Raw genomic sequence first — 14,386 nt, forward strand, 5'->3', positions numbered from 1 at the left:
ACCCTCCGCTGAATTTCAGTGGAGGATTTTGTTTTCTGCTAAAAATAAAAGTTTGCCACAGCAGATTAGAAGACAAATAATTACCTTTGCAGCATTATGGAACAACAATCGAAAGACCCGCTTCACGGAAAAAGACTGGATGCCATTCTTGAAGAATTGGTAGCTTATTACCAGGGATTTGAAAAGTTGGGCGAACAGATCAACATCCGGTGCTTTACTGATAATCCGAGCATCAACTCCTCTCTAAAATTTCTGAGAAAAACCGATTGGGCGAGAGCGAAGGTCGAGAGCCTGTACCTTTTTATGCTTCGCGAAAAGAAGCGGAATGAAGCCCGGAAACAAAAGTGAAAACATTACTGCAGAGACTGCTTTTAACCTCATATTTCTTCGGTCAATGATTTCAAAAACAGTATCTTTGTGCTGTTAATCGTGAGGAAATTCACGACAAAAAGAAAAAATATGACAATCGAAAACAATCATGTTGTAGCTGTAAGTTACATACTTCACACGATCGAAGAAGATGGAAGTAAGATTCTTGTAGAAGAAACAACAGCAGAAAATCCACTTACATTTCTGTACGGTGTGGGAATGATGATTCCAAAGTTTGAGCAGAATATCCATGGGATGAAAGCAGGTGATAAAACCGCTTTCACCATTCAGCCTGAGGAGGCTTACGGTGAAAAACAGCCGGATGCTATTGCACAGCTGCCGATCGACATGTTCAACGAATCCGGAATTCCGCCTGTTGGGGCGATCTTACCTTTATCCGATAACCAGGGGAACAATTTCCAGGCATTTGTGGTAGAGGTTACGCCGGAAGCGGTGATTGCAGATCTTAATCACCCGATGGCAGGAAAAGTATTGGATTTCCAGGTGGAAATTTTAAATACGCGTCCTGCAACGGAAGAAGAGTTGTCACACGGTCACGCGCATGGGATCGACGGAAACGAAGCTCACTAATCAAATACAATGTCCGGTTCTGCCGGACATTTTTGTTTTGTGTAAACCTGTGGTTTCAATCTAACCGTGGAAGTTTACCACAAAGTTCTAACACATAAGTCACAGAAGAATTTAGTTTCCTTTTTGGCGAATATTTCAGAACACAAAAAAAATCAAAGATTTTTTGGTATTACGGTAATACTATCCGGTGGCTGAGGCACTCAAAGCTACGTTATCATCCGTGAAAATCCTTACCATCTGCGGGAGAATTTTACCACAAAAGTTACAAAAGATATACATGCTGTAGAAAGCGCACAAAAGTTTTTAAAAATTTTTGATTTTTATCTCATGTGCTCTGAAATATTTTCAAGCTATCAAATACTCTCTGTGACTTATGTGTTATTATTAATCTCAATCATCCGTGAAAATCCGTGCCATCTGGGGGAGCAATTACACCATCCGTAGAAATCTAATCTAAAAATACGCCGCTCACATAGAACCAGCGGTTCTGAATCATTTTGAAAGTAGAAAGTTCATGGTGGATTTGCAGTACCCCATCTTCATCCTTGTAATACGCTTTGAACTCAACCTTATTGGTATTAGGCTTATTGACAATTTCCAGTTTTGTCCAGGTATTGATTTCTCCCCATTCCTGTAAATCTTTCCGGTTGTGGTATTTTCTTTTACCGGGAAAGGTGGTTTCCATCAGATAATCGCCATTCGGAATGGCAAAGGCAGAAAACCTTGAACGCATCAGGGCTTCGGCAGTTGGCGCATTCTTCTCTCCGGTGTGGTAAGGCTTGCAGCAGTCTTCGTAAGTTTTTCCGGAACAGCAGGGACAATTCATTGTTTTCTTTTTTTAACACAAATGTACACGAATATTTTTCTATATACTATCAATAGGAACTTACTTAAGTCCGTTTTCACAGATAAAAGATTTCATCGGCTTTAGCTAAAACTTAATATGTATGTTCAATAAAAAAAAGCATCCAAAAAATGAATGCTTTTCAAAATTTATTTAATAAAACCTCTGTTTCTCAATAAAGGCTTGATGTCCGGATCATGTCCCGTAAAATCCCGGAATGCCTGGTTAAGGTCTACGGAATTTCCTACGGAGAGGATGTATTTTCTGAAACGGTCGCCGTTTTCTCTGGTAAGGCCGCCATTCTTGCTAATCCATTCCCAGGCATCGTTGTCCAGGGTCTCAGACCAGAGGTATGCGTAATATCCTGCCGAATATCCTCCGCCCCAGATATGGGCAAAATAAGGCGTATGGTATCTCGGAGGAACGGTAGCTAAAGTAAATCCATGCTTGGCCAATGACTGTTTTTCAAAATCCAGTACCGGAATCAGCTGTTTTTCATCGGTTACCGTATGCCAATCCATATCCAGCTCTGCAGCAGATACCAATTCGGTGGTCATATAGCCTTGGTTAAAGGTTGCTGCTTTCTTGATTTTATCGACCAGCGATTGCGGGATCGGCTGCTTGGTTTCATAATGCAACGCGTAATTTTTCAATACGACCGGATCCAAAGCCCAGTGTTCATTGATTTGGGAAGGGAATTCCACGAAGTCTCTCGGTACGTTGGTTCCGGAAAGCGATGGGTATTTCTGGCTCGCAAACATCCCGTGAATGGAGTGCCCGAATTCATGGAAAATCGTTGAAACATCATCATAGCTAATCAGCGATGGTTTTCCCGGAGCCGGCTTCTGGTAATTGTAGCAGTTTACGATCACTGGTTTTGTTCCCAGTAGATACGATTGCTCCACAAAGTTGCTCATCCAGGCTCCGCCGTTTTTGGAATCTCTCGTGTAGAAATCCAGATAGTAAATGGCCAAAGATTTTCCGTCGTGGTCGAAAACTTCATACGTTACGACATCCGGATGGTAAACCGGAAGATCCGTTCTTTTTTTGAAGGTCAGTCCATAGAATTTTTCGGCAGCAAAGAAAACCCCTTTTTCCAGTACGGTGGTAATTTCAAAATACGGTTTAATCTGGCTTTCATCCAGATCGAATTTGGCTTTTCTTACCTGCTCGGAATAGAAATTCCAGTCCCAGGGCTCTACTTTGAAGCCTCCTTTCTGTTGGTCGATCAGATCCTGGATATCTTTTGCTTCGCGTCTTGCTGTTTCCACAGCTGGCGTCGCAATCTGGTTCATGAGTTTAGTTGCTGCTTCCGGTGTTTTGGCCATCTGGTCCTGCAGTTTCCACGCTGCGAAACTTGTCTTCCCTAAAACCTGGGCTTTTTTCAGCCTTAAATTTGCCAGCTTTCCAATGGTTTCTCTGGTATCATTCGCATCACCTTTTTCAGCCCTCATCCAGGATGCTTTGAAGAGTTTTTCTCGTGTAGCCCGGTTTTTCAGGCTTTGCAGAAGTGGCTGTTGGGTAGTATTCTGTAAAGCCAAAAGGTATTGTCCCGGTTTTCCGGCGTTCTTTGCATCACTTGCTGCTGCTGCGATTTCATCTGGAGAAAGTCCGTCCAGTTCTTTGGCATCGTTAAAAAATACACCGCCCTGCTTTCTGGCTTCTAGCAATTTATTGGAATACTGGGTAGACAGGGAAGCCAGCTCCTGATTGATCTGCTTTAATTTTTCCTTGTCTGCTGAAGAAAGATTGGCTCCGGCAATTTCGAAGTTTTGTTTGTAATATTGCAGCAGTCTTTTGCTTTCAGAATCCAGCCCGTTTTCAGAAATGGCCTTGATTCTTTTATACAGGTTTTCATTCAGATACATTTTATCGGAATGGGCGGCAAAAACCGGAGCGTATTCCTCGTCCAGTGCCTGTAGGGTAGGATTGGTATTGGCACTCGTAAGGTTGGAGAATACGATCATCGCTCTTTTCAGAACCTCGCCGCTTTTTTCCAGGGCGACAATGGTATTTTCAAATGTAGGAGCCTGCGGATTGTTCGCTATCTGTAGAATTTCGGCGTCATGCTGTTTTAGTCCAAAATCAAAAGCAGGCTTGAAATGTTCGTTTTTAATTTTGTCAAATTCGGGAGCTTCGTACTGAAGGCTGCTTTTCCTCATCAGGGGATTGGAGGAAAGCGAAGCGTCCGGTACCGGAACTTCCTGGGTGTTATCGGTGGTTTTCATTGTTGTACAGGATTGATTAAATGCTAATGCAGAAATTAATAATACTGATGAAATCTTCTTCATAAATTATTTATTAATAAAGTATAAAGATATTAAAAACTTAGGTTATCATAACAGCAGGAAGACGGAATTGGAGAAATTAAGTTTCCTGAAAGAAATTAAAGTTGCAGATTATAGTGGAATAAAAGTAATCTGTAATCTATTGAATATCAAAATGAAAGATATTTTCGGCAGTTACATCAAACCTCACAGGTTTTCAAAACCTGTGAGGTTTATTCAGCGCTGAAGGTAATCAGACCTGCTTTGATATATGGAGTACAGGTGTTGATTTCCGGGACATTAAGACGGCAACCAGTTCGAAGGCTCCCAGAATAACGTGATGAAGATAAATCCGATCGCTGAAACCGGTTTGTAATATAAGTGGTCGGTTTTTAATGCTTTTTTGTTTTATAGAAAAACTTGATCTGAAAAATCATTGTTATGACTTCGGTTATATAATTATTCAGGCAGATGTAATATTTTTTATACCTTAGTTGTTACTAAATAATAACACATTAATCAAATAAATCGATAAACATGAAACCGCAAACTATTTTTATTCTTTCGGCCTTTTTGATGCTGGCATCTTGTGAAAAACACGACCGAAACAACCGCGGACAGGAAAAAAACAATTGGGTGGAAAAAGTGGTCAGCAAAGACAATGGCCCGATGAGAGAAAAAACAGTGACGGGTAATTTCGACGAGATAGAAGTTTCCCAGTCTATATCTGCAGAAGTTATCAAATCAGATGTCGAAAAAGTAGTTATCTCTGCTCCCCAGAATATTATTGATGAGATTCTGGTGGATAACAGCGGCGGCGAACTGCACATCCATTACAAGCCGGGAATCAGGGTGATGAATACCCATAAAGTTTCCGCAAAAATTTATACCAGAGACTTTTCAAAGCTGAATGCCAATTCTGCGGCCGGTATTACCATTAAAGATAAATTCGTACAGGATAAAATGAAAGTGGAAGTTTCGAGTTCGGCATCGGTTTCCGGTGATCTGGAAGCCAATGATTTTGATATTTCCATCGACAGCAGCGGAAGTTTCGACGGTAAAATATGGGCAGTAGATTTGGATGTGGAAGCTTCATCCGCTGCAAGCATCGAACTTTCCGGAAAAGCTAAAAATGTGGAAGTGAGTGCCTCTTCAGGAAGCAGTATTTCAGCAAAAAATGTAATTGCACAAAATCTGAAAGCGGAATCTTCCAGCGGAGCGAGCATAGATATCAGCGCGTCTTCTTCAATCCAGGCAGAAGCATCTTCCGGGGGAAGTCTCAGCGTTTATAAAAAAGGAAATGTAACCAATATCATCAAAGAAGAAAGCAGCGGCGGAAGCGTAAATATCCGGTAATCAGCTTTCATTATCCTCTTCATCGTCCATTGATGAGTCTTCCCATTGCTTATTGTTGAAATTCAGATTGTCGTAAGCCAGTAATTCTTCTTCTCTCTGGAGAATTTCTTTGGTGGTAAACAGATGGATTTCGTCATCGTCCTCAGATTTTGCCAATTTTCGGATGGAAGCCTTATCAATGGTCATGAACCTCTGTCCCAGACGGCGCGCGGCATATTTCCGCATACCGGTTTCATGGAGCACATCCACAGCCATATCCACAGCTGTTCCCAGGGTTTCACGATAGATATTATTGATGCCGTTGTTCAAATATTCATAAGCATCAATTCTGTTTTTGGCCCTGACGAAGATTTTTACGTTGGGGTAATTTTCCCGCACCACATCCGCAATAAACTTATTGTCTTCAGGATCGTCCAGGCACAGGATCAGGATTTCCGCCTCTTCAATTCCCGCAGCGCGAAGGGTCGGAATTTTCGTGGCATCACCGTAATATACTTTAAAGCCATAGCTTCTCAGCAGCTTCACCCGGTCCGAATCCCGGTCCAGAACCGTTGCCGGAATTTTGTTGGCCTTTAATAGCCGGCCCACCGTGCTTCCGAAATGCCCGAAACCGACGATAATAATTTTTTTCTGTCGGATACTGCCATCCATAATATTGAAATCGTTATCGGCATCAGGTATTTCTTTAATGAATTTCGGGGTGATGAATTCATCATTAATAATAAGCAAAAAAGGAGTGATGCACATGGTAATCGCAGTAACCGCCATCATCTGGGCGTTTAATTCCGAACTCAGCAGATAAAGATTGGACGCGTAATTGATTAAGACAAAAGCAAATTCTCCTACCTGCGAAAGTGCAAAAGCATAAAATAGGCTTTGTGGCGTATCAATCTTAAAGAACTTTCCGATCATATAGAGTACAAAGAACTTTACGGCCAGCACAGCGAAAACGGTGCTGAAAATAAAAAGAGGATCTTCTGCAATAATATTAAAGTTCAGAGTGGAACCAACGCTGACAAAGAATACGGCCAGCAGTAATCCTTTGAACGGATCGATCTGTGCTTCAAGTTCATGGCGGAATTCGCTGTTGGCAAGCATAACCCCCGCAAGAAAGGCTCCCAGTGCGGGAGAAAGGCCGATGGCAATCATCAGTTCAGAAACGCCAATCACCAGGAACAGGGAAGAAGCGGTAAGAAGTTCGGTCATTCCTGATTTTGATACATATCTCAGAAATGGGACGAAAACATATCTTCCCAGTAAAATCAGAAAAGCAACGCCGAGTATTACCGTCGCAAACTGCATCCATTGCGGAAGATTCTGGATAATGACATGGATTTCATTGTCGTTGCTGCTGACCTTATGATGAGCCATCAGCGGCAGAATGGCGAGGATGGGAATCACGGCAATATCCTGAAACAGCAACGTAGAAAAGGAAGCTTCACCGGCCAGCGTATTCAGGTTGTTCTTTTCCTGCAGGGTCTGCAGAACGATGGCGGTGGAAGACAGGGCAAAACACATGGCAACGGCCACAGCCTTATCCACTTTCCATCCTGCCCATAGGAAAACAACGAAGAGCAGGGAAATGGTAAGGAGCATCTGCGTCATACCAAGACCGACGATCTTTTTCCGCATTTCCCAGAATTTCCGGGGCTCCAGTTCAAGTCCTACAAGGAAAAGCAGCATAATCACACCGAACTCACTGGCATGCATAATATCATCTACATTCCTCCCCGTCAGTTTAAGGACGTACGGCCCGATAATGATTCCGCCCGCAATATATCCGATGACGGAACTCAACCCGAATTTTCTTGCCAGCGGAACCATAATGATGGCAACGCCTAAGAAAATAAGGGTATTCATTGCTAAGCTTGTTTCCATATTTTTATTGATTGAGAAGTTCTACAAACTGCTTCTTGTGTGCAATGATTTCTTTTTTTGAAAGCTTATTCGCTTCGTAAACGATTTTTATATTTTTTATATTTACTTTAAAGACATTCAGGGAAACGATCAGCCCGCTGATCAGCTCTTCAACGGTAAATTTATAAGTGCCTTCTTTGCTGAAAGATCTTTCTTTTCCGCCGGTGGTTACCAGGATATAGACTTCTTTGCCTTCCAGCGGATTATATTCCCCTTCTTTCAGCCAGTCCCGGTCGAAGACTTCATCGATCCATAATTTTAAAAGGGGTGGCGTTCCGAACCAGATCAGCGGAAACTGGAAAATGAAACGTTCGTAATTCCTGATCCTCTTCCTTTCCCGAAAAGCGGCAATGTGAAAATTAGGATATTCTTCATAGAGATCCCGAAGGGTAAAATGCTGATGTCGGACGTAAAAATTGATAAGCTCTGCATTCGAATTGGAATGCTCCAGATAGGGGTGTGCAAAAACTACCAATGTCTTCTTCATAACCTGTTTTTAGTAAATATAATGAAAAAGTTTTGAATTAAAAACAGGATTCGGGCATGTTTATTAATTTTTAATATTGAAATCGGGGATTTGTATTAATATAAATTAGGATTAATGATTGGAAATTTGCTTTTTTATCATATTGGATAATCCTGAGATCAATGAAAAAGGAAGATGTTAGAAAGCAGCTTATAAAGATTCGTGTTTAGATTTCTTATAACAAGACAAAGATGAAGCAAAACATTAGATTAAATTCAAAACAATTTTTTGTAACCCGATAGCGTTCTTAAAACATAGCATGGAAATTCGTATTTAGATTGTTTAAGAATGAAAAGCATTGGGAATAAGAGGTGAATATTAATCTATCTACCATCCTCCCGAAGCGCCACCGCCTCCGAAACTTCCGCCTCCGCCAAAACCTCCGAAACCTCCGCCTCCGCTACCCGAACTTCCTCCACCAAATCCACCGCCGAAGCTGCCCGGGAAAGGGAAGAATCCGCCGGGGTAATTCCTGCGGCCTCTTCTGGAAATAATGACATCGTCGTCATCACCGCCGCCGCCTTTTCCGCCTCCCTTGTTTCCGAAAAGAATGGTCAGAAGGATGAAAATAATAAAAGCGATGATGATAATTTTCGTCAGGCTGCCGTCTCCGCTGTTTTCCTGATTGTTCAGAGGCTTGAATTTCCCCTGAACGGCTTCCATAATCGCTGAGGTTCCACGATTGATGCCTTCATACCATTCTCCCTGTTTAAAATGAGGAGTGACGATGTAATCAATGATCTGTCCTGCAACGGAGGCCGTGAGATATTGCTCAACCGCTCTTCCCTGCTGGATCGACATGGTATGATCTTCAGTTGCTATAAGGAAAACAATTCCGTTGTCTACATTTTTTTTACCGATGCCCCATTTTTCCCCGAACATCGTCGCCAGGAAATTCACGTCTTCCCCTTTGGTGGAGGGAATGATGATCACTTCAATCTCGGTTGAAGTAGAATCGGCAAAGGCAATCAGCTTTTTATTCAGCGCCTCTTTTTCCTGTGGTTTCAGTAGGTTGGCTTCGTCGAAAACAGGATAAAGAACAGCCGGTTTTTGGGGCACCGTGTATTGGGCCGCTACAAAACTGTAGAAGAAAATGAATAAGAATGAAAAAACTATGTTAAGAGAACGTAATTTCATTAGGCAGCTCGTTATGGTTTTCCCCTGTTACGGGAAAATATTTTTTTAGTTCCAGGCCGGTTTCAAGAATCCCGCTTTTTAAAGCTTTGTAATAATTTCCTTTTGCAAATTCAGAAGTAATGTAGTCGTGCAGGTGATCCCAGAAAGATTGGTTGACCTTTTCATGAATGCCGGAATCTCCTATGATTGTCAGGTATTTCCGCTCAAAATTAATGTGAAAAAGTACGGCGTTTCTTTCTGCCGTTTTATTCAGGCACAGTTCTTCAAAAACCTTAAATGCAATTTTGGCATTATCTTCATCCGTATTCGTATCAATATGCACCCTGATTTCTCCGGTAGAATGTTCTTCCGCCGACTGGATGGCTTCCACGAGGGAAGCGATTTGCTGATCTGTCAGGAAAGGAGTTGCCATTATTCTGAGAATACTTCAGGTGCTTTTTCGGCCCCGGCTTCCGCTTTGAAATAAGGTTTTTCTTTAAAGTTGGTGAAGTTTGCCAGGATATTATTCGGGAATGTTTTGATGGAAGTATTGTAATCCTGAGCCGCGGCATTGTAATAAACGGTTTCCGTTCTGATGCTGTTTTCAATTGCCGTATATTCTCTCTGGAAATTGATGTATTGCTGGTCTGCTTTAAGGTTCGGATAAGATTCTACGACGGCCATTAATCTGCTTAAAGCTCCGGAAAGCTCACCCTGTGCTGCCTGGAATTTAGCAAGATCCTGCTCCGTCATATTCGTAGGATCAACGTTGATGGAGGTTGCTTTGGAACGGGCTTCTACTACTTTCGTTAGGGTTTCCTGTTCAAATTTAGCATAGGATTTTACCGTTCTTTCCAGATTCGGGATCAGGTTTGCTCTTTTTTGGTATACGGTTTCTACGTTGGACCATTTGGTATTAACGTTCTGTTCTTTCGTTACGAAATTATTGTATCCGCTTTTGCCCCAGAAGAAAAGGACAGCGACAATGATAAGGAGGGCGATACCGATCGTTCCTGCGCTCAGACAACCTTTATTTTTCATAGTTTGAAATTTTTTTAATATTTTTCGTGCTAACCAAATATACAAATTATGTGCTAATTTTGTAAAAATTTATTTTAATGACAACAATTGTGGTGGCCATGGGAGAGAAGAATGAAATCGGTTTCGAAAACCGTTTGCTCTGGCATCTTCCGAGAGACTTGAAACACTTTAAAGAGATCACTTCGGGACATCCCGTGATCATGGGACGAAAAACATACGAAAGCATCGGAAAACCGCTTCCCAACCGTACCAATATTGTCGTGTCCCGGAAAACCGACTGGTTTGAGGAGGGAATTCTTATCGTAGGAAGCATCAAGGAAGCCGTAAAGTTCGCCAAAAAAATAGATGAGGAAATTTTTATCATCGGTGGCGGGAAGATCTATGAACAAATGATGGATATCACAGACCGGCTTGAGGTAACCGTCGTGAAAGCAGAACTTGAAGCGGATACTTATTTTCCAAAGATCGATCCTAAAGTCTGGAAAAAGACCGACGAAGTTTGTCATGAAAAAGATGAAAAGCATGAGCACGATTTCTGCTTTCAGACTTATGAAAGGATTTAATGTTTGAAGTAATCCGTTAAGAGTTTAACGAAAAACTTTAGATCCTGAACCTTAAACATTGAACCTGAAATTTATTATCTTTGCACTTCTAAATTTTAATAATGAATAAATATATAAAAATTGCCGTTGCGGCAGTTCTTATCCTTTCAGGACTTTACCTGATGATCTTTACAAGAAGTCTGGGCTGGGGAATTGTTGTTTTTCTATTAGCAGCGTTGCCTATCCTTATTTTCTTTAAAAACGAATACATCCTTTTAGCCTTCTGGCAGCTGAGGAAACAGAACATGGAAAAGGCCGGAGAATGGCTTAAAAATATTACGGATTACAAAGCACAGCTTCATAAAACCCAGTACGGGTATTACCATTATCTGATGGGATTAACCAATGCACAGGATCATCCGACGAAAGTGGAGCCTTTCATGAAAAAAGCTTTGGAATACGGCCTGAACATGAAACACGACAGAGCAATGGCTACCCTGAATCTGGCGGCTGCAGCGATCTCCAAAGGCAGAAGACAGGAAGGGCAGAAGTTATTGGATGAAGCCAAAAGACTGGACAGTGCCGGAATGATGACCGACCAGATCAAAATGATGAAAGACCAGCTGAAAATGCCGACCATGCAGAAACACATGCACAATCCCAATATGAGAAACCGGGGGAAATTCTCTTAATAAAAGGAATAAATAAAAAAATAAAAAGCATCTGAATGATTTCAGATGCTTTTTATTTTGTCGGGCCTCAGTCCAGGTAGATCTGATCAACAGAGCTTTAATTTTTACACGGAATTGATTTTCAGGAGCTTATTCCCGCTGTCCGCTGTATCTTTTTCTGCCGGCGCCGGATCCGGTACAGAAAAAGGATGCCGCTGCTATCGGGGCTATAAACCTCATAGGCTTTAAAAACCTATGAGGTTTAACCAAATACATCTTCCAACCCATCAGCTCAGGTCTATTTCAAATTTGCATAAAATTAAGGTTAATTCAGTCCGATTTTTTAATAGAATTCTCTTTGATAGCATGACAGAATGTTTCGTCTGATTAACAATACCTCTGACCGTATTTTTGACAAGAGAAACTTCCGGCACCCGGCATCCCTCTTCCAGCTAATTAATCCGGGGACTGATTTCAAATTCACGAAAACTACATCTCCGCATTATTCTCATACCCGTAGAATTTCGGGATCTGCCAGTGGTATTTTACCGCTAAGGTCCGGATTGAAACGATCAGCAGGATGGTAAATACCTGGATTACCGTATACGTCAGTGTCGTAAACTGGGTCAGTAATAAAAAAATGGAACCGCCCACAATACAGGCTGTTGCATAAATTTCTTTCCTGAAGATCAATGGGATTCTGTTGAGCAGGATGTCCCGGATAATTCCTCCGAAACAGCCGGTAATCGTTCCCAGGCCGATACAGATCAGGGGGTGGATATCGGCATTGAGCCCTTTCTGGACCCCGATAATCGTAAACAGCCCAAGCCCGAAACTGTCGAAAATAAATAAAGTTACCCTGAAATTTTTTTCAAACGATTTAAAGATCATGGTGAAAATACTGGTAAGGATAATTAGGGCACAGGTCAGCAGGTCATGCATCCAGAATACCGGAATATCCAACAAGAGATCCCGCACGGTTCCGCCACCTACCGAAGTAACGAAGGCGATGATCAGTACCCCAAACGGATCCAGGCGTTTCTGCATCGCTGCAAAACTCCCCGACATCGAGAAGGAGATCGTTCCAAGGACTTCTATGGCAAAATTGAACTGTTCGTGCATTTTTTATAGGTAATGAATAATGGGTAATGAATAATAAAACTATTCTTTATATATTTTGAGATAATTTAAATTTATACGATGTCATTACTTTTACCAATTCATCACATTCCTGTTTTAACGGGAAGATTTTTTCAGGGCTCAGATATTCGAGTTCTTCGATAAGCTCCAACCAGAATTGGGTTTCATCAGTTTCTTCAACAACAATACATATTTTGGCCAATTTTTCTTTCTCAGACCTTGCTCTGGAAACCACTCTGTAATTGGCAGCAACGGACGTTGAAGATCTGATAATCGAAAGGTCATCCGAATAAGGCAAAGGGGATAAAGATTTGATTACGGCAATAGAAAACTGTTTTGTCCTGTATCTAAATAATTGATTAAAATCCATACATTAAAGATTATCTATTATCCGTTAATTAAAATATCACTCATTGCCCATTACTCATATTTATTTCTCCACCCTTACCGAGTCCGGTACTAAAAGTCCGTATTCCCCGCCGTGGTTGATGATTTCCCTCACAATGCTGCTGCTGATGAAGGATTTTCCGGAAGAAGTCAGTAAAAATACCGTTTCCAGTTTTTTATGGGCAAGGGTTCTGTTGGTGTGGGCGATGGCTTTTTCAAACTCGAAATCGGCAGGGTTTCTAAGGCCTCTGATAATGTACTGCGCGTTTTTCTCAAAACAGTAATCGACGGTTAGGCCTTCAAAGGAATCCACTTCCACATTTGGGAATTCGGCAACGGAATTCTGGATGAATTCGATTCTTTTTTCGAGCGGAAACATATATTTTTTCTGGGAATTCTGCCCGATGGCAATAATCAGCTTGTCAAAAAGCGGGGCCGCCCGTTCAATAATATCGTAATGTCCTAAAGTAATCGGATCGAATGAACCCGGGAAAACAGCAATTTTCATACGTTTTAATTTTTAGATAAAGCTTTTTCAACTTCGTTTCCACAAAGGTCCGTAATGGAAATTCCGTAGATCTTTGCCTGTTGCGGAAGGATACTCGCCGGCGAAAATCCCGGATTGGTATTCATTTCAAGCATGTATGGTACGCCGTCCATCAGAATAAACTCACTTCTGGAAAAGCCGCTCATCCCTAAAGAATTGTATGCTCTTTTTGCAATTTCTTCAACACGGATCTTCGTAGCATTGTCGATTCTGGCAGGGGTAATTTCCTCTGAAGCCCCTTCGTATTTGGCTTCGTAATCGAAAAATTCATTTTGGGGAACAATTTCCGTGATTCCCAGAACGATGGTTTCTCCTTTATAATCAATCACGCCTACGGAAACTTCCATTCCGTCCAGGAAGCTTTCGATCAATATTTCATCGTCTTCTTTAAAGGCAATTTCCGTTGCTGCCAGTAATTCAGACTTTTCCTTGACTTTTGAAATCCCCAGGGAAGATCCGGATTGGTTCGGTTTTACAAAGATGGGTAACCCCAAATTGCCAATGATTTCATCAACATTAATTTCTTCTCCTTTTCTCAGGTAAACGCTTTTTGCAGAAGGTATTCCGTATTTTGAAAGGACGGCTAAAGTATCTTTTTTATTAAAAGTCAGGGCACTCTGGTAAAAATCGCAGCCCGTATATTTCTGTCCGATCGCATCCCAATATGCCTGAAGGATCCCGTTTTCACCCGGAGTTCCATGGATGATGTTGAAGCAGACATCAAATGTTAAAGTCGAATTATTATCGGGGTTTACAGAAAAATTCCCTTTATTAATGGCGTGTTTTTTATCGTTTTCATCTAAAAAATACCATTCATCTTTCAGGATGACCACTTTGTATACATCGTACAGATTTCTGTCTAAAGAATCATAGATTAATTGTCCGCTTTTTAAGGATACGACATATTCGTCAGAATAGCCTCCCATTACTACGGCAACTTGTTTTTTGCTCATTTTGTCTAGTATCAGTTAAGGCAAATTTAATCATTTTATAGAACGGATAAATGCAAATCCGGAAAAATTCGGGTCAAAAGTGAAATGTGTTAAATAAAAAGGACATTCTAAAATTATTA

General features: G+C 41.4%; 16 protein-coding genes. 5 read left to right on the forward strand and 11 right to left on the reverse strand.

The window, feature by feature from the left end; all coding sequences use genetic code 11:
- The first annotated feature begins 96 nt into the window (after positions 1 to 96).
- Both ACED20_RS16040 and ACED20_RS16045 read left to right on the forward strand, forming a co-directional pair.
- Positions 97 to 348 carry a VF530 family protein gene (locus ACED20_RS16040; RefSeq protein WP_294199685.1) on the forward strand — a complete coding sequence of 84 codons (252 nt, stop codon included), beginning with the start codon at positions 97 to 99 and terminating at the stop codon, positions 346 to 348.
- Between the two features lie 111 nt (positions 349 to 459).
- A complete protein-coding gene (locus ACED20_RS16045; protein ID WP_294199686.1) occupies positions 460 to 960 on the forward strand; it encodes a peptidylprolyl isomerase in 501 nt (166 codons plus the stop codon).
- A gap of 448 nt (positions 961 to 1,408) precedes the next feature.
- Here the strand turns inward: ACED20_RS16045 and ACED20_RS16050 are convergent, their stop codons facing one another.
- Together ACED20_RS16050 and ACED20_RS16055 are read right to left on the reverse strand one after the other, a co-directional pair.
- Complete coding sequence (locus ACED20_RS16050; RefSeq protein ID WP_294239277.1) at positions 1,409 to 1,786, reverse strand: YchJ family protein; 378 nt, start codon at positions 1,784 to 1,786, stop codon at positions 1,409 to 1,411.
- Positions 1,787 to 1,953: 167 nt separating this feature from the next.
- Positions 1,954 to 4,095 (reverse strand): M3 family metallopeptidase, encoded by a 2,142-nt coding sequence (locus ACED20_RS16055; RefSeq protein ID WP_294239274.1) that lies wholly within the window; start codon positions 4,093 to 4,095, stop codon positions 1,954 to 1,956.
- A gap of 513 nt (positions 4,096 to 4,608) precedes the next feature.
- Between ACED20_RS16055 and ACED20_RS16060 the strand changes: the two genes are divergently transcribed.
- The gene (locus ACED20_RS16060) at positions 4,609 to 5,427 is read left to right on the forward strand and encodes a GIN domain-containing protein (RefSeq protein WP_294229955.1); all 819 of its coding nucleotides are present in this window, start codon (positions 4,609 to 4,611) and stop codon (positions 5,425 to 5,427) included.
- Here ACED20_RS16060 and ACED20_RS16065 read toward each other — a convergent pair whose 3' ends face one another.
- The 5 genes from ACED20_RS16065 to ACED20_RS16085 form a co-directional block, all read right to left on the reverse strand.
- Positions 5,428 to 7,305: a monovalent cation:proton antiporter-2 (CPA2) family protein gene (locus tag ACED20_RS16065; protein WP_345767202.1), complete on the reverse strand. Its 1,878-nt coding sequence runs from the start codon at positions 7,303 to 7,305 to the stop codon at positions 5,428 to 5,430.
- Positions 7,306 to 7,309: 4 nt separating this feature from the next.
- Entirely contained in the window at positions 7,310 to 7,831 is a 522-nt protein-coding gene (locus ACED20_RS16070; RefSeq protein WP_294199690.1) for an NAD(P)H-dependent oxidoreductase, read from the reverse strand.
- A 366-nt stretch (positions 7,832 to 8,197) separates the two neighbouring features.
- Positions 8,198 to 9,007, reverse strand: coding sequence for a TPM domain-containing protein (locus ACED20_RS16075; RefSeq protein ID WP_378105717.1), 810 nt, complete (start codon positions 9,005 to 9,007; stop codon positions 8,198 to 8,200).
- Entirely contained in the window at positions 8,988 to 9,419 is a 432-nt protein-coding gene (locus ACED20_RS16080; RefSeq protein ID WP_378105719.1) for a TPM domain-containing protein, read from the reverse strand. Before ACED20_RS16080 ends, ACED20_RS16075 begins: the two co-directional genes overlap by 20 nt.
- Positions 9,419 to 10,027 carry a LemA family protein gene (locus ACED20_RS16085; RefSeq protein WP_294199695.1) on the reverse strand — a complete coding sequence of 203 codons (609 nt, stop codon included), beginning with the start codon at positions 10,025 to 10,027 and terminating at the stop codon, positions 9,419 to 9,421. The genes ACED20_RS16080 and ACED20_RS16085 overlap by 1 nt, the downstream gene beginning before the upstream one ends.
- 77 nt (positions 10,028 to 10,104) lie before the next feature.
- Between ACED20_RS16085 and ACED20_RS16090 the strand changes: the two genes are divergently transcribed.
- Both ACED20_RS16090 and ACED20_RS16095 read left to right on the forward strand, forming a co-directional pair.
- A complete protein-coding gene (locus ACED20_RS16090; protein ID WP_294199697.1) occupies positions 10,105 to 10,590 on the forward strand; it encodes a dihydrofolate reductase in 486 nt (161 codons plus the stop codon).
- A 101-nt stretch (positions 10,591 to 10,691) separates the two neighbouring features.
- Positions 10,692 to 11,261, forward strand: coding sequence for a DUF2892 domain-containing protein (locus tag ACED20_RS16095; RefSeq protein ID WP_294199699.1), 570 nt, complete (start codon positions 10,692 to 10,694; stop codon positions 11,259 to 11,261).
- Positions 11,262 to 11,729: 468 nt separating this feature from the next.
- On the opposite strand, the gene ACED20_RS16100 is transcribed toward ACED20_RS16095, so the two are convergent.
- From ACED20_RS16100 to ACED20_RS16115, 4 genes are read right to left on the reverse strand one after another with little or no spacing between them, the layout of a single operon-like run.
- On the reverse strand, positions 11,730 to 12,362 hold the full coding sequence (locus tag ACED20_RS16100; RefSeq protein WP_294199701.1) for a trimeric intracellular cation channel family protein: 633 nt from the start codon (positions 12,360 to 12,362) through the stop codon (positions 11,730 to 11,732).
- 46 nt (positions 12,363 to 12,408) lie between these two features.
- A complete protein-coding gene (locus ACED20_RS16105; RefSeq protein ID WP_294199702.1) occupies positions 12,409 to 12,750 on the reverse strand; it encodes a four helix bundle protein in 342 nt (113 codons plus the stop codon).
- A 60-nt stretch (positions 12,751 to 12,810) separates the two neighbouring features.
- Positions 12,811 to 13,275: a pantetheine-phosphate adenylyltransferase gene (gene coaD, locus ACED20_RS16110; protein ID WP_294199703.1), complete on the reverse strand. Its 465-nt coding sequence runs from the start codon at positions 13,273 to 13,275 to the stop codon at positions 12,811 to 12,813.
- A 5-nt stretch (positions 13,276 to 13,280) separates the two neighbouring features.
- Positions 13,281 to 14,267, reverse strand: coding sequence for a D-alanine--D-alanine ligase (locus tag ACED20_RS16115; RefSeq protein WP_294199711.1), 987 nt, complete (start codon positions 14,265 to 14,267; stop codon positions 13,281 to 13,283).
- Positions 14,268 to 14,386: the final 119 nt, after the last annotated feature.

The sequence above is a fragment of the Chryseobacterium sp. sg2396 genome (genome assembly GCF_042610505.1).
GTDB lineage: Bacteria > Bacteroidota > Bacteroidia > Flavobacteriales > Weeksellaceae > Chryseobacterium.